Here is a 15,793-nt window from a genome sequence, read left to right as displayed (position 1 = left end):
CGTCGTGTGAAGGGGTTCGCACGGCGGGAGTTCCAGCTGATGCTGCTGCGGCGGATGTGCGACTTCCAGCCGGAGCTGGTCGAGGCCGCGTGCACGGAGCTGGGCGCGTCGCACGCGCAGTACATGGCGGCGCACAACCGGTGGCAGACGATGCTGCGGTCGCGGTCGGCGCCGAAGGGGCTGGCGCTGTACGGGGCGGTGCTGGGCCCGGCCGACGAGCGGCGGGCGGTGCCGTTCGGGGATGCGCTGATGACGGCGCACCGGTGGCGGCTGCCGGGGCTGTGGCCGGACCTGCGCTGGGAGGCGCTGGTCGGCGCGGCGGACTTTGTGCTGCACGGGTGGCTGGTGCGGGCGCCGGACTCCCCCGTGCCGCGCCTGGGCCCGGCCGGGTCGCTGGCGCCGTGGTCGTGTGTGGTCGGCGACGTGCTGGCCACCTTTCCCGACGCGGTGCAGCGGGACCCGGAGACGCCCGCCCGGTGGGGGGTGGACGTGCCGGGCCCGGACGGTGCCGGATACCGGCTGATGTTCGTGCACGGCCTGCTGCAGCAGGTCGTGCGCTAGGCGTCGCGGACGGCGTCGCCGGGGCGGATGCGGCCGGGGTGGACGACCTGGGCGTAGACGCCGGCGCAGGGCTGCGGGGCGAGGCTGGGCAGCGGCACGACACGGTGGTATTCGGCGAGCACCCGCAGTGCGTCGGGGTCGCGGGGCAGGTCGCCGTGCGCGAGGGTCGGGACGGCGCACCGTGGGGTCGCGGCGATGACCCGCAGCCGCAGGTCGTCGCCGATACGCAGCTCCCGGCCGACCCACGCGTCCTCGGCGAAGCCGGTGGCGTCGGTGTGCACGACGATGTTGGGCCGGTAGCGGCGGGCGTCGGCGGCGCCGTCGGGGTGCAGGGCACCGATCCGGTTCACGGTCGCGGTGGTGATCAGGTGTACGGGCGCGAAGTCGAAGAACGTGCCGGGCGGGGCGCCGGTGCCGACGTTGCCGACGGTCAGCGGGGTGGTGTCGGTGATGCCGTCGCGCAGGACGGCGTCGGGGTCGGCGCGGTCGAGCAGCGGGATCTCGGGCGGGGTGCCGGTGAGGGTGACGTCGCGGCCGAGCAGCGCCGACAGCTGCTTGTCGACGTCGGGGTCGGTGCTGTGCGTGTGCAGGCCGGGGCCGGTGAGGCGGACGCCGGTGGCGTCGGTGGTGGCGGTGAGGGTGAGCAGCCGCTGCCACAGCCGGGGGTGCTTGGCGCTGGCGATGCGGCCGGTGGCGGTGTCGAGCAGGGCGAGGGCGCGGTCGCCGGTGATGCCCCGCTCGGTCACGTCGGCGCTGGCCAGCTGCTCGCCGAGCAGGGACTTGACCGGGTGGCGGTGCAGCGCGGCGACCGCGGCCCTCGCCGCGGTCACGGGTTGGCCCGCTCGGCGGCGGCGACGGCGTTGCGGAACAGCATCGCCACGGTGGTGGGGCCGACACCGCCGACGCGGGGGGTGATGGCCCCGGCGACGTCGGCGCAGGACTCGTCGACGTCGGGCAGGATGCGGCGGCCCTCGTAGCGCACGCCGCCGCCGACGACGGTCGCGCCGGGCTTGACGTGTTCGGGCTGGATGATGCCGGGCACGCCCGCGGCGGCGATGAGGACGTCGGCGCGGCGGGTGTAGCGGGGCCAGTCCTTGACGCCGGTGTGCACGACGGTGACGGCGGCGTCGGCGGTGGGCCGTTTCTGGGCGAGCAGCATCGCCAGCGGCCGGCCGAGGGTGGCGCCGCGGCCGACGATGACGACCTCCCGCCCGGCGATCGGGATGTCGTAGTGCGCGAGCAGGGCCTCGATGCCGGCGGGGGTGCACGGCAGCGGGCCGGGCATGCCCAGCGCGAGGCGGCCCATGTTGACCGGGTGCATGCCGTCGACGTCCTTGTCGGGGTCCATCACGGCGAGCGCGGCGTTGTAGTCGAGGTGCCCGGGGATCGGGTACTGCACGAGCATGCCGTGCACGGCCGGGTCGTCGCTCCAGGCTTTGATGACGGCTTCGACGTCGGCCTGGCCGGCGTCGGCGGGCAGGTGCTCGTGCGGTGAGACGAAGCCGAGGTCGGCGGCCTGCTGCTGTTTGATGCGGATGTAGCCGGCGCTGGCGTCGTCGTCACCGACGAGCAGCGTGGCCAGGCTCGGGGTGATGCCGCGGGCACGCAGCGCGCCGGCGCGGGTGGCGACGTCGGCGAGGACGGCTTCGGCGACGGGTTTGCCGGGCAGCAGCCGGGCGGTGGTGGTGGGCGCGGACATGCGGCTCCTCATCGCGGTCGCCCAGGCGGTCGGCTTCCGCGGCCTGCTCCCCGATGGTCGTTCCCATCCTCGTGCCGCCAGTCGCAACGTTCGGTGTCCAGCATGCCTCATCAGGGTGGCGGGTGCTGTGCTCGGGTGGGTTCGTGCCGCGGGGTCCGGGTTCGGGCGTGGCCGGCCGGTGGTCCGCGGCGCGGTGGGGGTGGCGGTGACGGATTTGTGTTTGCGCCGGGGCGGGCGGGTCGCCATCATCGCGGGATGATCGGGGAACACGTCGCGGACTTTTCCGTCAAACCCACGCTGACCGGCGAGAAGGTGGTGCTGCGCCCGTTCGCCGACACGGACCTGGACGGGATGCGGGCCGCGCTGAGCGACCCGGAGGTGATCCGGCTGACCGGCAGCACCGCCGATGAGGACCCGGTGGAGCAGGAGAGGATCCTGCGGCGCTGGTACGGCACCCGCAACGCCCAGCCGGACCGCCTGGACCTGGCGGTGGTGGACCGGGCCGGCGGCGGGTGCGTCGGGGAGGTCGTGTTCAACGAGTGGAGCGCGGCCGACAGCAGCTGCAACTTCCGGGTGCTGATCGGCCCGGCCGGCCGCGACCGGGGTCTGGGCACCGAGGCGGTCCGGATGTTCGTCGGGTACGGCTTCGAGCAGGTGGGCCTGCACCGCATCGGGCTGGAGGTGTTCGCGTTCAACCCGCGGGCGCGCCGGGTGTACGAGAAGGTCGGGTTCGTCGCCGAGGGTGTGCTGCGTGAGGTCAAGCGCGACGGCGACGGGTGGGTCGACGCGACGGTGATGTCGATCCTGTCGCACGAGTGGGAGCGCCACCGCGGCTGTCCGTGACCTGTGCCGGAGGGCGGCCCGCAGACCGCCCTCCAGCGGCGTCGGTCAGTCGCAGCGCCACCAGACGGCGCCGGGGATGGTCTGTTCGCTGCCGGCGGCGATGGGGAACTCCTGGCTGCCGCCGATCACGGAACCGTCCCGGCTGATCGCCGCGAACTGCGCGTCCGGTCCGTTGGTGGGCGGGACGGCCCCCGCGGCGGTCGGCAGGGTCCGGCCGGTGCCGAACGCGGTGAGTTCGATGTCGGTGCCGGCGTGCACCGTGTCGGGATCGAGCCGTGCGCGCCCGTCGTGGAACCGGTCTGCTCCGGCGCCGATGCCGTCGCCGTACGCGTCCGGCATGCTGCGGGCCGGCCACCACGACTGCCGGCCGGTGGCCCGGTTCCAGCGGATGAGCAGCGTGGTTCCGGCGGAGTCGCCGTACCGCACCGCGCCGGTGATCCAGTCGCCATAGACCGCGCCGACGCGGACGTCCTGGATCGGCTCGGCGGCTTGCTCGGGCAGTGCCAGCTCCTCGCCGGTGCCGTCGGGGTGCCAGAGGTAGGGGCGGGGGCCGGCCGTGCCGTGGATCGTGCCGACGACGGTTCCGTCGTCGGCGATGTCGTACACGGCGGCCTGGGTGATGCCGTCGGGCAGCGGCAGCGGGGTGGGTTGCCTGCTGGCGTCGCGCCACACCATGGGCCGCATGCCGATCCTGCCGAGGACCTGGCCGGTGGCGTTGAACCGCAGCACGGCCACGTCGGTGCCAGGCAGCCGGGCGGCGATGCCGTCGCGCACGATCCAGCCGACGTTCTCACCGTCGACGACGCTGCTCACCAGAGCCGTGCCGGTGGCGTCCAGGTCGGCGACACCGACGGAATCGCCCTGGACCGGCACCTGCCGGGGCTGACCCCCGCGGTCCCAGATGACGGCGATCGAGGTCTGGCCACGGCTCGCGCCTCCGCCGAGGTAGCGGCCCGTGGGATCCATCGCGCCCACCGCGCTGACTCCGTCGTAGCCGGCGGGCAGCGGCAGGCGCTGCGCCTGGCAGCCGTTCCACACGGTGGGGAACGGCTGCGCCGCCGGGCTGTCGCCAGGGGGGCCGAACGCCCGCGGCACCTGCGTTCCCACGGCCACGATGACGGCGCTCGCCAGCAGGCCGACTCCCGCGATGCGGCGGTGGCGGATGCGCCGTTGGCGGCGCGCCCGCACCGCGGGCACGACGTCGTAGCGCGGCGCTTCGCCGGCCAGGCCGTCGAGCAGTTCACGCAGGTCGCTCATGCCGGCACCTCCCTGGTCTCCTTGACGAGCACGTGCAGTTCCGGGGCGACCTCCCGCAGCCGGGCGAGGGCACGGAAGGTCTGGCTCTTGATCGTGCCGACGGACACGCCGAGGGCGTCGGCCGCTTCGGGTTCGGTGAGGTCCTCGAAGAAGCGCAGCACGATGACCGCGCGCTGCTTGTGGGTGAGTTTGGCCAGGGCCTGGCGCAGCAGGATCCGGCGGACGGTGTCGGCGGCGACGTCGGCGCCGGTGGCGCGTTCGGGCAGCCGGTCGGTGACGTGTTCGGCGCGCAGGTGGTGGCTGCGCCGCCAGTGGGACACGTGCTCGTGGTAGAGGATCTTGCGGACGTACGCGTCGGGCGTGTCGATGCGGACCTTGCGCCAGGACACGGCGAGTTTGAACAGGGCGTTCTGCAGCAGGTCCTCGGCGGCGTGGTGGTCACCGGTGAGCAGGTACGCCACCCGTGACCACTGGCCCAGCCGGGCGTGCACGTACTCGTCGAACCCGGCGTCGTCCATGCCGCTCCTGTCCCCTGTGCCGACACTGCTCGACCCCCGTAGACGACAGCCGGGGCGGCGATGGTTGGCGCCTGGGCGCGACGATTTACGCGGCGGTCAGAACCGCAGGACGGCGCGGGCGTCGGCGAGCACCGGCGGTGAGGCCAGCTCGGCCCAGGAGGTGAACAGGCCGCGGAAGTAGTCGCCGTAGCGGGTGGCGACCTCGGGTGCCTGCTCGCACAGGTCGAGCTCGTTGACGATGCTGATGTCGACCAGCGGGCGCAGCTGCGCGGCGGTGAGGGTCTCGGCGGTGGCGGTGAAGCGGTCGTGCAGCCGCCGGGTGGCGGCCAGCTCCCGCCAGGTGGCCTTGCGCAGCGTGGCGGCGTAGCGGTAGACGGTCTGCTCGGCCTGCTCGCCTGCGGCGGCGCGCAGCACGTGCCGCTCGTCGAGGGTGAGCAGGGCGGTGTCGAAGCCGTCGGTGCCGTACGCGGCGTGGGCCAGCCCGGCCAGGCAGGTCGCCTCGGGCAGGCCGTGGCCGGCGAGCCGGTCGTGGACGCGCACCAGGTGGGCGTGGAGGGTGCCGCCGGGGTGGTCGATGGTCTCGGCGCCGCGCTCGCGCAGCAGCGCCCGGACGTCGTCGGCGCTCATGCGATGACGGTAGGGCCGCGGTCCGGCGGCCTCAACGGTTTGTGGGAAGCCTCATCGCTTGCGTCCCCGGCGGCCCGCCGGGCGCGGGCCGCCGGGTCACGGCCGGGCGGCGCGCCAGGACCATTCGGTGCGGCGGGCGTGGCCGGGCAGTTCGCCGCGGCCGGTGCACCACAGCAGGACGGCGGTGGGGTCGCCGTCGGGGGCGTCGGGGAACAGCCGGTGCAGGACCAGGGCGGCCAGGTCGGCGGGCGGCGTCCAGGCGGCGCGCAGGCCCTGGGTGATGTCGTGGGTGTGCAGGAGGGTCTCGGCCATGCCCATGGCGGCGAAGCCGCTGGGGTCGCACGGTCCCCAGTGCCAGGCGCGCAGCGCCGGGTCGGCGGCGGCCAGCGCGGTGGACAGCAGACCGCCCGATGCCGTCATGATCTGCAAGATCTGGGCAACGGTGGCGTGGGGGCGGACCGTCAGGTCGCAGGGCAGGTACGCGTCGTCGGGTGCGGCGGCGAGCTGACCGGCGTAGGCGAGCAGGTCGTGGGCGATGTGGGCGGCGGTGTCGCGGCAGGTCCAGTCCAGCGGCCCGGCGGGGACGGTCCAGTCGGCGCCGGCCTGGCCGCGCAGCACCGTCAGCGCTGAGCGCAGTGCCTGGTCGAGGTCGGTGTGGTCGGGATCGCGCATGCGTGGACTGTGTCACGTCGAGGGTGCCCGGCGGCAGCCGTTTTCACCGGGCCGTGAAACTGTTAGCAAGGTCTTCCGATTGATTTCGTTAGATCATAGCGCTGTGAACGGGGTCACGCATGCAGATGGTCCTGGTTTTGGCCGGTTTTCGGCTGCCGTTTGGTAACGGGCTTGCTGCGGGAGCCGCAAGGACTTTCTGAATCAGAAACTTCTTGCTAACGTCCGGCGCTGAAAGGACAGGCATACCCCCGAGGAGCGAATAATGCGTCGCACCGCCAGAGGGATCGCCGTTCTTGCCTCCGCCGCCATCGCTCTCGTGGTGACGGCCTGTGGCAACGACGCGACCGAGGCACCCACCAAGACCGACCCCGCGGCCCTGTCGGCCGAGCTGACGTGGTGGGACACGTCGGACCCCGCCAACGAGGGCCCGGCGTTCAAGCAGCTCATCACCGAGTTCAACAAGACGTACCCGAACGTCAAGATCAACTACCAGTCGGTCCCGTTCGGTGACGCCCAGAACAAGTTCAAGACCGCCGCCGCGGCCAAGTCGGGCGCCCCGGACATCCTGCGCGCCGAGGTGGCGTGGGTGCCGGAGTTCGCCTCCCTGGGCTACCTGTACAACCTCGACGGCAGCGAGCTGCTCGCCGACGAGTCCGACTTCTTCGCCACCCCGATGTCGGCGAACAAGTTCGCGGGCAAGACCTACGGCGTGCCGCAGGTCACCGACTCGCTCGCGCTGATGTACAACAAGAAGATCTTCACCGAGGCCGGCATCACCGAGGCCCCCAAGACCTGGGCCGACGTGAAGACCGCCGCCGCGACGATCAAGGCCAAGACCGGCAAGGACGGCCTGTTCATCAACCCGGGCGGCTACTTCCTGCTGCCGTTCATCTACGGCGAGGGCGGCGACCTGGTCGACACCGCCGCCAAGAAGATCGTGGTGAACTCCGACGCCAACGTCGCCGGCATCAAGGTCGCCGCCGACCTGGTCAAGTCCGGTGCCGCGGTCAAGCCGCCGGCCAAGGACGGCTACGGGACCATGATGACCCTGTTCAAGGAGCAGAAGGTCGCCATGATCATCAACGGCCCGTGGGAGGTCAACAACGTCCGCACCGCCCCGACCTTCGGCGGCATCGAGAACCTCGGCGTCGCCGCGGTCCCGGCCGGCTCCGCCAAGGCCGGCGCCCCGGTGGGCGGCCACAACTACGTGCTGTACTCCGGCATGGCGCAGGACAAGGCCGCCGCGGCCATCGCGTTCGTGAAGTTCATGTCCTCGGCGCAGTCGCAGGCGTTCCTGGCCGACAAGCTGGGCGTGCTGCCGACCCGCAAGTCGGCGTACGAGATCGACTCGGTGAAGAACAACGCGATCATCGCCGCGTTCCAGCCGGTCGTCGCGGCCGCCGTGGCGCGTCCGTGGATCCCCGAGGGCGGCCAGTTCTTCACCGCGCTCGACGTCATGGCCACCGAGGTCCTGGTCCAGGGCAAGGACGCGAAGGCGTCGCTCGACACGGTCGCCGACACGTACAAGACCGAGGTCGTCAAGGACTACTCCGCGTCCTGATCCTCGCCCGAGGCCGGTCCCGTCACAGGGACCGGCCTCGGCCCCGTTCCCCCGCGCCCGACGGCAGGGCGCGGCCCCTCCACCCCCTCGGAGCACGCCCGTGAGCACAGCCACCGCCACGCCGCCGGCCCGGACCAGTCCCCCGCCGCGCGAGACCCCCCGACCAGGACGACTGCGCCGCAGCTGGGACAAGCATTGGTACGCCTGGGTCATGGTGGCGCCCGTCGTCATCGTGCTCGCGGTGCTGATCTTCTACCCGCTGGGCCGCGGCATCCTGCTGTCGTTCACCGACCTCACCGAGGCCAACCAGCTCGCCGAGATCTGCGACCGGTCGATCACCGGCGCCGAGGTGTGCCGGCCCAACCCGAACGCCTGGCAGTACATCGGCCTCGACAACTACGCCGACGTGCTCTCGGGCAAGGTCGGGCGGTTCTGGCAGTGGCTGGGCATCACGCTGATCTGGACCGTCGGCTGCGTCGTGTTCCACTACGCGCTCGGCCTGGGCCTGGCGGTGCTGCTCAACCGCCCCATCCGCGGGCGCGGCGTCTACCGGGTGCTGCTGATCCTGCCGTGGGCGGTGCCCGCCTTCGTGTCCGCGTTCGCCTGGCGGTTCATGTTCAACGAGAAGTTCGGCCTGATCAACTCCCTGCTCGAGGCCGCCGGCATCAGCCGCGTCGAGTGGTTCGCCGACTGGAAGACCTCGCTGCTGACCGCCATCGTCGCCAACATCTGGCTGGGCGTGCCGTTCATGATGGTGACCCTGCTCGGCGGCATGCAGACCATCCCCACCGAGCAGTACGAGGCCGCCGAGATCGACGGCGCCACCGCCTGGCAGCGCTTCGTCAACATCACCCTGCCCGGCCTGCGCTCGGTCAGCATGACCGTGCTGCTGCTGGGCACCATCTGGACCTTCAACATGTTCCCGGTGATCTTCCTGGTCAACGGCGGCGGCCCCGCCGGGCAGACCGAGATCCTGGTGACCGGCGCGTTCCGGTCCGCGTTCGAGGGCATCCGCAACTACTCGATGGCGTCCACGTACGGCGTACTCATCCTGTCCATCCTGCTGGTCTTCTCGGTGCTGTACCGGCGGGCGCTGCGCAAGCAAGGCGAGGTGTGGTGACCATGACCGTCACTCCGATGGCCGCTCCGGCCCCCCAGACCACCGGCGCCCACCCCCGCGGCCGCGGCCGCCGCAGCCCGCTGGCCTCGCTCGGCCTGCACGCCACCCTGATCGTCGCGTCGCTGATCGCGGTGTTCCCGATCGTGTGGGTGCTGCTGTCGTCGTTCAAGCCCGGCCACGCCGTGCAGAGCAGCGAGCTGACGCTGGTCAAGGAACCGACCCTGGCCAACTACTCCTACGTGCTGTTCGACACGAGCTTCCCCACGTGGATGGTCAACTCGGTGGTCATCGCGCTGTGCACGATGCTCATCGGCATCCTGATGTCGGCGACCACCGGCTACGCCCTGTCGCGGTTCAACTTCCCCGGCCGCCGGCACCTGCTGCTGGTGTTCCTGGTGACGCAGATGTTCCCGGTCGCGATCCTGATCGTGCCGATCTACCAGATCATGGCCGCGCTCGGGCTGATCAACACCCACGCGGCGCTGGTCATCGCGTACCTGACGATCGCGGTGCCGTTCTGCTCGTGGATGCTCAAGGGCTACTTCGACTCGATCCCGACGTCGCTGGACGAGGCCGCCTCGATCGACGGCGCGGGCCCGTTCGCCACGTTCTGGAAGGTCATCATGCCGCTGGCCCGGCCCGGCATCGCGGTCACCGCGTTCTACACCTTCCTGACCGCGTGGGGCGAGGTGGCGTACGCGTCGGCGTTCATGCAGACCGACGACCGGTTCACCCTGGCCTACGGCATGCAGCAGTTCGTGCCGCAGTTCAACGCCCAGTGGGAGTACCTGACCGCCGCGGCGGTGCTGGTCACCGTCCCGGCCGGCCTGGTGTTCCTGTACGCCCAGCGCCACCTGGTGTCCGGCCTGACCGCCGGCGGGACGAAGGGCTGAGTGGGCACGCGCGCACGCCTGGCTGACATCGCCGCCCAGGCGCAGGTCAGCCAGGCGACCGTGTCGCGGGTGCTCAACGACCGGCCCGGCGCCTCGGCGTCCACCCGCCAGGCGGTGCTGACCGCGCTGGACGTGCTGGGCTACGAGCGCCCCGGGCACCTGCACCGCACCGGCGCGGGCCTGGTCGGGCTGATCCTGCCCGAGCTGGACAACCCGATCTTCCCGGCGTTCGCGCAGATCGCCGAGTCGACGCTGGCCCAGCAGGGCTACACGTCGATGCTGTGCACGCAGACGCCGGGCACGGTCAGCGAGGACGAGTACGTCGACATGATGCGCGAGCGCGACGTCGCCGGGATCGTGGTCATGTCCGGCATGCACGCCTCCGCCGACGGCGACCCGGGCCGCTACCACCGGCTGACCGCCGACCGGGTGCCGTTCGTGCTCGTCAACGGATACCTGCCGGGGGTGGCCGCGCCGTTCGTGTCGTGCGACGAGCACGCCGCGGCCGAGCTCGCCGTGGCGCACCTGGCCTCGCTCGGGCACCGGCGCATCGGGCTGATCTGCGGCCCGCGCCGGTTCACCCCGACCCGCCGCAAGGTCGCCGGGTTCGCCCAGGCGATGGCCGGGCTGTACGCCGGCGACCTGGAGAACCTGATCGAGATCGCGCCGTTCGGCGTCGAGGGCGGCCACGGGGCCGCGCTGCGGCTGCTCGAACGCGGCGTCACCGCGATGCTGTGCGGGTCGGACCTGATGGCGCTCGGCGCGATCCGGGCGGTGCGCGAGCGCGGCCTTGCCGTGCCCGCCGACGTGTCGGTGGTCGGGTTCGACGACTCGCTGCTGATGGCGTACACCGACCCGCCGCTGACCACGCTGCGCCAGCCGGTGCGGGCGATGGCGCAGGCCGCGGTGCGCGCGCTGCTCGACGAGATCGGCGGGTACGCCGCCCCGCACAGCGAGTACATGTTCCGCCCCGAGCTGGTGGTGCGCGGCTCGACGGCGGCGCTGCGCTGACCGCGTTCCCGGTGTGCCTAGGATGGCAAACATGACCTTGAGCAAACCGACCGTGGAGTTCCCCGAGGGAGCGCCTCCGGCCGACCTGGAGATCACCGACCTGGTGGTGGGCGACGGCGACGAGGCCGTCGCCGGCCGCACCGTCGCCGTGCACTACGTCGGCGTCACCTTCGAAGGCGAGGAGTTCGACGCGTCCTGGAACCGGGGCTCGCCGTTCCAGTTCCAGCTCGGCGCGGGCCGCGTCATCGCCGGCTGGGACCAGGGCGTCGCCGGCATGCGCGTCGGCGGCCGCCGCAAACTCGTCGTCCCGCCCCACCTGGGCTACGGCAACCGCGGCGCGGGCGGCGTCATCAAGCCCGGCGCCACCCTCATCTTCGTCGTAGACCTCCTCAAGGTCTACTGACCCGACCCGCCTCACCCGCTCCACCTCGCCGATCTTGCGCGGACTGTGGGGACGACACACTCGTTCCGGGCATAACAGCAACAGTTCGCGCAAGATCGTCGGGATCTTGGCGGTCGCACGGCGCGGCGATCTTCGCGGTAGGGTACGCCGGTGCCGTTGCTGACCGTCGACGATCCGTTGCCGTGGGTGCCCGACCGTGTGCTGGTCGCGGGGACCTCGGGGGCGGGCAAGACCACGCTGAGCACGGCGATCGCCGAGACGCTCGGGCTGCCCCGCGTCGAGCTGGACGCGCTGCACCACGGGCCGGACTGGCAGCCGCTGCCGACCTTCGCCGACGACGTCGCCGCGTTCGCCGCGCAACCGCGCTGGGTCACCGAGTGGCAGTACACGAACAAGCTCGGCGACCTGCTCAGCGGCCGCGCCGACACCGTGCTGTGGCTGGACCACCCGCGACGGCTGACCATGTGGCAGGTCACCCGCCGCACGGTGCTGCGCCGCTGGCGCCGTGAGCAGTTGTGGAACGGCAACACCGAGGGGCCGCTGCGCACCGTGTTCACCGATCCCGAGCACGTGATCCGCTGGGCGTGGCGCACCCAGGGCCAGCCCGGCCAGCGCGTGGCCGGGCTGCTGGAGCAGCGCGGCGAGCAGGTCGCGGTGGTGCGGCTGCGCGGCCGAGCCCAGGTCCAGCGGTGGGTACGCAGGCTGCGCGAAGGCTCGCTGCTCGGCTGAGCGGCTCCGGAGCGCGACGATGCCGCGGTGTCAGCCTCGGCCCGGGATGACGATCGCGGGTTCGTGCCGGACCGGGAATCAGCCTCGGCCCGGGGGGACAATGACCGGCTCGTGCCGCTCCGGGGATCAGCCCTGGCCCGGGGTGACGATCACCGGTTCGTGCCGCACCGGGAAGTTGACCGAGGCGGCGATGAAGCAGGCCTTGTTCGCGTCGGCGTGCAGCGCCAGGGCACGCTCGGTCATCCCGGCGTCTGCGACGGTGATGTGCGGGCGCAGCACCGCCTCGGTGAAGTGCCCGCCGGTCTCGTCCTCGACCATGGTCGCCTGCGGGGTGTCGGTGTAGCCGGTGACGACCACCCCGTTGACGGAGCACAGGTGCAGGTACCACAGCATGTGGCACTGCGACAGCGAGGCCAGCAGCAGCTGCTCGGGGTTCCAGCGGTCGGCCTCGCCGCGGAACGCCGGATCCGACGAGCCGGGCAGCGTCGGCCGGCCCGGCGCGTGCACCTCGTGCGTACGCCGGTAGCCGCGGTAGCTGCCGGTGCCGGTGCCCTCGTCGCCCGTCCACTCGACGGTCAGCTCGTAGCGGTGCTCACCCATGGCCGCAGCCTAGTGCGCGGGGCGGCAGTCCCGCGTAGCCCCTGCGGATGCGGGCAAAGCGCCTAAACTCGGGCTTATGGAGCTCTCTCTGGCGGAGCAGCTGGTCCTGCTCAGTTACGACGACGCGACCGGCAGGCCGCTGGTGCCCATCAACCACCTCGACTTCGGGATCGAGGGGGCGGTGCTGTTCAGCCTGGCCAACGCGGGCCGCATCGCGATCCAGCGCGGCGAGGTCGTGGCCGTCGACCGCACCGCGGTCGGCAACCTGTCCGCCGACGCCGCCCTGGTCGAGATCGCCGAGGACGCCAAGGGCCACGCCCCCGACTGGTGGATCTACCACCTGGCCTCCCCGCACCACCGCCAGCGACTGCTCGAAGGGCTCGTGGCCAAGGGCGTGCTGGAGCGGGTGGACCACCGCGTCATGGGCGTCTTCCACCGGCCCCGCTACCCCGAGGTGGACCGGGCCGCCGAGAAGAACCTGGTGGACCACCTGCGTGACGTGCTCAACCGCATCGCCGAGCCGGACCGCGACTCGGTCAGCCTGCTCTCGCTGATCCACACGCTGATGCTGGACCGCCACCACTTCCCGGAGATGAACCGCGACGACATGCGTCACCGCATCCAGGAGCTGACCGAGGGCGAGTGGTGCGGACCCGCCGTCGGCAAGGTCATCTACGCGATGAACATGGCCCTGATGGCCGCCATCACCGGCGGCGCCGCCTCCTCCTCCACCGCCGCCGTGTCCGCCCGCTGACGAAAGGGGGTGGCACGGCGACCCGCGCCCGCGCCGACGTTCCGTTAGGGGCACCAACGGCTTGTACAGTGATCACATGCCCGCACCGGCCGCCGACGTCGCGCCCACCCGCCTCACCAGCCTGCCGAGCTGGCTGCTCACGCAGACCGCCGCGCACGCGGGCCGCCTGGTCACCGACGGGCTGGCCGCCGCCGACGCCCGCGGCTACCACTACCGCGTCCTGGCCACCCTCGCCGAGCACGGCCCCGCCAGCCAGGCGACCCTCGGCCGGCGCAGCGGCATCCACCTGTCCGACCTGGTCGCCACCCTCAACGAGCTCGCCGAACGCGACCTCGTGCGGCGCAGCCCCGACCCCGGCGACCGCCGCCGCAACGTCATCACCATCACCGGCACCGGCCGCGAGCGCCTCGACCGCCTCGCCGAGCTGCTCGACGGCGTACAGGAGCAGCTGCTCGCGCCGCTGAACAACCGGGAGCGGGCACAGCTGACAGAGCTGCTCACCCGGCTGCTGGCACACCACACCGCCGTGTCGCGCTGATCACGGTGCGCCCGGCTCCGGCCACGCTCTACGGTACGGATCGTGAATGGCATCCCCCGGGGCGACGAGGCCCTCGCGCAGACCTACCGCACCTTCGCGCAGCGGGAGCTGGCCGGACGGTCGCCGTCGTACGAGCGGCTGTGCACGGCCATCGCCGAGGACCCGGCGGCGCTCGCCATGCTCGGCGAGCTGCCGCTGGCCAAGCGCCAGCCCAACCTGCTGCTCGGCGCCGTACGCCTGCTCGGCGGGCCGGTCGGGGACTACCCGGCGTTCCGGGAGTTCCTGCTCGCGAACTGGGCTTCGGTGAGCCGGGAGATGCTGGACCGCAGCACGCAGACCAACGAGGCCGGCCGGTGCGCGACGCTGCTGCCGGTGCTCGCCGCGCTGCCGCAGCCGCTGGCGCTGCTCGAGGTCGGCGCCTCCGCCGGGCTGTGCCTCTACCCGGACCGCTACCGGTACCGGTTCGGCGACGGCGAGCCGTTCGGCCCCGCGGACGGGCCGCTGCTGGAGTGCGCGGTCGACGGGCCGGTCCCGGTGCCGGCCGAGGTGCCGCGGGTCGTGTGGCGGGCCGGCATCGACCTGAACCCGCTCGACGTCACCGACCCCGGTGACGTGCGCTGGCTGGAGAGCCTGATCTGGCCCGAGCACGCCGACCGGCGCGAGCGCCTGGTCGCCGCCGCCGCCATCGCCGCGGGCGACCCGCCGGCGCTGGTCCGCGGCGACCTCAACGAGTCGCTGCTCGCGCTGGCCGAGCAGGCCCCGGCGGACGCGACACTGGTGGTGTTCCACACCGCGGTGCTGGCCTACCTGGACACCGCCGGGGTGGAGCGGTTCACCGGGCAGATGGCGGAGCTGGCGCGGCGGCGGCCGGGCACGGTGTGGGTCAGCAACGAGGCGGCGGCGGTGGTCCCGCAGGTCGCGCGGCAGGTCGCGGGCGACGTGCCGCGGGGACGGTTCGTGCTGGCGGTGGACGGACGCCCGGTCGCCTTCACCATGGGCCACGGGCAGGGCATCGAGTGGTGCTGACGGTCCGGCCGTGACCTGGCGTGCGGTCTGGGCCGCCCCGTGGTTCACCGGATGCCAACCCGCACGCGTACCCCTAAAGTGAGGCCTTCTAACGCCACCTGAGGGGACGAAGATGGCCGAGCGGTCCGCAAGCCCTTCCGCACCCCGGCGTGACTACGACGTGTCCGTGTCGGACCTGGTGGCGAGCACCGTCGTGGGGCTGGCGGTCCTGGTCGGGGGCGTGGGGCTGGCGTCGCTGGCGCTCGCGGTGTGCACGACGGTGCTCGCCGGGTTCGGCCTGACGATGGTCAACATCGCGCTGCCCGGCCTGGCGTTCGGGTTCGCGCTGCTCGACGCGGCGCCGCGCGGGGCGAGCCGGCTGCGCCAGGGCGCGGCGGTCGCGGTGGCGACGATCGTCGGCCTGGGCGCCCTCGGCCTGTCGTGGGGCGTGTCCGGGGTGGCGATGCGCCAGCTCGCACCCGCCGACTACGTCGGCCTGTACGGGCAGCGCACCGAGGTGGCCGTCGTCGACGCCGACTGCCGGCACGGCACGATCTGGACCAGGGCGCCCCGGGCGGACTTCTACTGCCACGGCGCGACCTGGCACGCCGACGGGCGCCTGCAGCGCGGCCGGCTGACCCTGCTCTACCAGGAGCTCGAGGCGCGCACGCAGACCACGACGATCGAGGCGTACGTGCTCGACGACGACGGGTACAGCGTGCAGCGCGTCGGTGAGGTCGAGTCGTGGGCGTACTGGGCCGGGCGGCCGCTGTGGCTGCTGCTGGCCGGGATGCCGGTGCTCGCCGCGGGCATGGTCGCCCGCCGCCGCCTGGTCGCGCGCTGGGTGCCCGCCGCGCAGCGCTGACCGCGCTCGAAGACGGCTGCGGGCCTGCGCCGGGGGGCGCCTTCGGCGCTGCCGACCTCATCGGGGCATGGCTGGACCGGGATGGGAGTCCTCCCGGTCCGGTCTGACCCTCTTCCCAACTGACCTCGGGTCTTGGA

Annotated in this window: 19 protein-coding genes and 1 riboswitch; of the genes, 12 read left to right on the top strand and 7 right to left on the bottom strand. The window is 72.6% G+C overall.

Annotated elements, in window-relative coordinates; all coding sequences use genetic code 11:
• Positions 1-6: 6 nt before the first annotated feature.
• Positions 7-561, top strand: coding sequence for a hypothetical protein (locus AB0J67_RS15535; RefSeq protein WP_363482133.1), 555 nt, complete (start codon positions 7-9; stop codon positions 559-561).
• On the opposite strand, the gene AB0J67_RS15530 is transcribed toward AB0J67_RS15535, so the two are convergent.
• Both AB0J67_RS15530 and AB0J67_RS15525 read right to left on the bottom strand, forming a co-directional pair.
• Complete coding sequence (locus AB0J67_RS15530) at positions 558-1,391, bottom strand: MOSC domain-containing protein (protein WP_363482130.1); 834 nt, start codon at positions 1,389-1,391, stop codon at positions 558-560. The genes AB0J67_RS15535 and AB0J67_RS15530 overlap by 4 nt on opposite strands.
• Positions 1,388-2,260, bottom strand: a complete 873-nt coding sequence (locus tag AB0J67_RS15525) for a tetrahydrofolate dehydrogenase/cyclohydrolase catalytic domain-containing protein (RefSeq protein WP_363482127.1) — start codon at positions 2,258-2,260, stop codon at positions 1,388-1,390. Before AB0J67_RS15525 ends, AB0J67_RS15530 begins: the two co-directional genes overlap by 4 nt.
• Positions 2,261-2,272: 12 nt before the next feature.
• A riboswitch (ZMP/ZTP riboswitch) is annotated at positions 2,273-2,355 on the bottom strand.
• A gap of 160 nt (positions 2,356-2,515) precedes the next feature.
• Here AB0J67_RS15525 and AB0J67_RS15520 point away from each other — a divergent pair.
• Positions 2,516-3,103, top strand: coding sequence for a GNAT family protein (locus AB0J67_RS15520; RefSeq protein ID WP_363482125.1), 588 nt, complete (start codon positions 2,516-2,518; stop codon positions 3,101-3,103).
• Positions 3,104-3,148: 45 nt separating this feature from the next.
• Here the strand turns inward: AB0J67_RS15520 and AB0J67_RS15515 are convergent, their stop codons facing one another.
• From AB0J67_RS15515 to AB0J67_RS15500, 4 genes are all read right to left on the bottom strand, one after another.
• Positions 3,149-4,360, bottom strand: coding sequence for a hypothetical protein (locus AB0J67_RS15515; protein WP_363482122.1), 1,212 nt, complete (start codon positions 4,358-4,360; stop codon positions 3,149-3,151).
• The gene (locus AB0J67_RS15510) at positions 4,357-4,878 is read right to left on the bottom strand and encodes a SigE family RNA polymerase sigma factor (protein ID WP_363482119.1); all 522 of its coding nucleotides are present in this window, start codon (positions 4,876-4,878) and stop codon (positions 4,357-4,359) included. The genes AB0J67_RS15515 and AB0J67_RS15510 overlap by 4 nt, the downstream gene beginning before the upstream one ends.
• A gap of 96 nt (positions 4,879-4,974) precedes the next feature.
• Positions 4,975-5,505 carry a DUF6817 domain-containing protein gene (locus tag AB0J67_RS15505; protein ID WP_363482116.1) on the bottom strand — a complete coding sequence of 177 codons (531 nt, stop codon included), beginning with the start codon at positions 5,503-5,505 and terminating at the stop codon, positions 4,975-4,977.
• A 96-nt stretch (positions 5,506-5,601) separates the two neighbouring features.
• On the bottom strand, positions 5,602-6,177 hold the full coding sequence (locus AB0J67_RS15500; RefSeq protein WP_363482113.1) for a maleylpyruvate isomerase N-terminal domain-containing protein: 576 nt from the start codon (positions 6,175-6,177) through the stop codon (positions 5,602-5,604).
• Between the two features lie 262 nt (positions 6,178-6,439).
• Here AB0J67_RS15500 and AB0J67_RS15495 point away from each other — a divergent pair, with 262 nt between their 5' ends.
• The 6 genes from AB0J67_RS15495 (at position 6,440) to AB0J67_RS15470 (ending at position 11,894) form a co-directional block, all read left to right on the top strand.
• Positions 6,440-7,738, top strand: a complete 1,299-nt coding sequence (locus AB0J67_RS15495; protein WP_363482110.1) for an extracellular solute-binding protein — start codon at positions 6,440-6,442, stop codon at positions 7,736-7,738.
• 211 nt (positions 7,739-7,949) lie between these two features.
• Positions 7,950-8,858, top strand: coding sequence for a sugar ABC transporter permease (locus tag AB0J67_RS15490; RefSeq protein ID WP_363482239.1), 909 nt, complete (start codon positions 7,950-7,952; stop codon positions 8,856-8,858).
• Positions 8,859-8,860: 2 nt separating this feature from the next.
• On the top strand, positions 8,861-9,751 hold the full coding sequence (locus tag AB0J67_RS15485) for a sugar ABC transporter permease (protein ID WP_363482107.1): 891 nt from the start codon (positions 8,861-8,863) through the stop codon (positions 9,749-9,751).
• Positions 9,752-10,762, top strand: a complete 1,011-nt coding sequence (locus AB0J67_RS15480; RefSeq protein ID WP_363482104.1) for a LacI family DNA-binding transcriptional regulator — start codon at positions 9,752-9,754, stop codon at positions 10,760-10,762.
• A 31-nt stretch (positions 10,763-10,793) separates the two neighbouring features.
• Positions 10,794-11,165 carry an FKBP-type peptidyl-prolyl cis-trans isomerase gene (locus AB0J67_RS15475; protein WP_363482101.1) on the top strand — a complete coding sequence of 124 codons (372 nt, stop codon included), beginning with the start codon at positions 10,794-10,796 and terminating at the stop codon, positions 11,163-11,165.
• 150 nt (positions 11,166-11,315) lie between these two features.
• Positions 11,316-11,894, top strand: a complete 579-nt coding sequence (locus tag AB0J67_RS15470; protein WP_363482098.1) for a hypothetical protein — start codon at positions 11,316-11,318, stop codon at positions 11,892-11,894.
• A 126-nt stretch (positions 11,895-12,020) separates the two neighbouring features.
• Here the strand turns inward: AB0J67_RS15470 and AB0J67_RS15465 are convergent, their stop codons facing one another.
• Positions 12,021-12,494, bottom strand: a complete 474-nt coding sequence (locus AB0J67_RS15465; protein ID WP_363482095.1) for an OsmC family protein — start codon at positions 12,492-12,494, stop codon at positions 12,021-12,023.
• 76 nt (positions 12,495-12,570) lie between these two features.
• Between AB0J67_RS15465 and AB0J67_RS15460 the strand changes: the two genes are divergently transcribed.
• From AB0J67_RS15460 to AB0J67_RS15445, 4 genes are all read left to right on the top strand, one after another.
• Positions 12,571-13,248: a GPP34 family phosphoprotein gene (locus tag AB0J67_RS15460; protein WP_363482092.1), complete on the top strand. Its 678-nt coding sequence runs from the start codon at positions 12,571-12,573 to the stop codon at positions 13,246-13,248.
• 76 nt (positions 13,249-13,324) lie between these two features.
• Positions 13,325-13,786, top strand: a complete 462-nt coding sequence (locus AB0J67_RS15455; RefSeq protein ID WP_363482090.1) for a MarR family transcriptional regulator — start codon at positions 13,325-13,327, stop codon at positions 13,784-13,786.
• A gap of 42 nt (positions 13,787-13,828) precedes the next feature.
• Positions 13,829-14,812 (top strand): DUF2332 domain-containing protein, encoded by a 984-nt coding sequence (locus AB0J67_RS15450; protein WP_363482087.1) that lies wholly within the window; start codon positions 13,829-13,831, stop codon positions 14,810-14,812.
• Positions 14,813-14,978: 166 nt separating this feature from the next.
• The gene (locus AB0J67_RS15445) at positions 14,979-15,656 is read left to right on the top strand and encodes a hypothetical protein (protein ID WP_363482084.1); all 678 of its coding nucleotides are present in this window, start codon (positions 14,979-14,981) and stop codon (positions 15,654-15,656) included.
• Positions 15,657-15,793: the final 137 nt, after the last annotated feature.

This window comes from Catellatospora sp. NPDC049609, from assembly GCF_040675365.1.
Classification (GTDB): domain Bacteria; phylum Actinomycetota; class Actinomycetes; order Mycobacteriales; family Micromonosporaceae; genus Catellatospora.
This window is presented reverse-complemented; position numbering and strand designations above follow the sequence as displayed.

Bases quoted from the DNA above. Each gene is read 5' to 3' on its own strand.
- AB0J67_RS15525 (WP_363482127.1), bottom strand. From the start codon at position 2,260: ATGTCCGCGCCCACCACCACCGCCCGGCTGCTGCCCGGCAAACCCGTC.
- AB0J67_RS15520 (WP_363482125.1), top strand. From the start codon at position 2,516: ATGATCGGGGAACACGTCGCGGACTTTTCCGTCAAACCCACGCTGACC.
- AB0J67_RS15515 (WP_363482122.1), bottom strand. From the start codon at position 4,360: ATGAGCGACCTGCGTGAACTGCTCGACGGCCTGGCCGGCGAAGCGCCG.
- AB0J67_RS15510 (WP_363482119.1), bottom strand. From the start codon at position 4,878: ATGGACGACGCCGGGTTCGACGAGTACGTGCACGCCCGGCTGGGCCAG.
- AB0J67_RS15505 (WP_363482116.1), bottom strand. From the start codon at position 5,505: ATGAGCGCCGACGACGTCCGGGCGCTGCTGCGCGAGCGCGGCGCCGAG.
- AB0J67_RS15500 (WP_363482113.1), bottom strand. From the start codon at position 6,177: ATGCGCGATCCCGACCACACCGACCTCGACCAGGCACTGCGCTCAGCG.
- AB0J67_RS15495 (WP_363482110.1), top strand. From the start codon at position 6,440: ATGCGTCGCACCGCCAGAGGGATCGCCGTTCTTGCCTCCGCCGCCATC.
- AB0J67_RS15490 (WP_363482239.1), top strand. From the start codon at position 7,950: ATGGTGGCGCCCGTCGTCATCGTGCTCGCGGTGCTGATCTTCTACCCG.
- AB0J67_RS15485 (WP_363482107.1), top strand. From the start codon at position 8,861: ATGACCGTCACTCCGATGGCCGCTCCGGCCCCCCAGACCACCGGCGCC.
- AB0J67_RS15475 (WP_363482101.1), top strand. From the start codon at position 10,794: ATGACCTTGAGCAAACCGACCGTGGAGTTCCCCGAGGGAGCGCCTCCG.
- AB0J67_RS15465 (WP_363482095.1), bottom strand. From the start codon at position 12,494: ATGGGTGAGCACCGCTACGAGCTGACCGTCGAGTGGACGGGCGACGAG.
- AB0J67_RS15460 (WP_363482092.1), top strand. From the start codon at position 12,571: ATGGAGCTCTCTCTGGCGGAGCAGCTGGTCCTGCTCAGTTACGACGAC.
- AB0J67_RS15455 (WP_363482090.1), top strand. From the start codon at position 13,325: ATGCCCGCACCGGCCGCCGACGTCGCGCCCACCCGCCTCACCAGCCTG.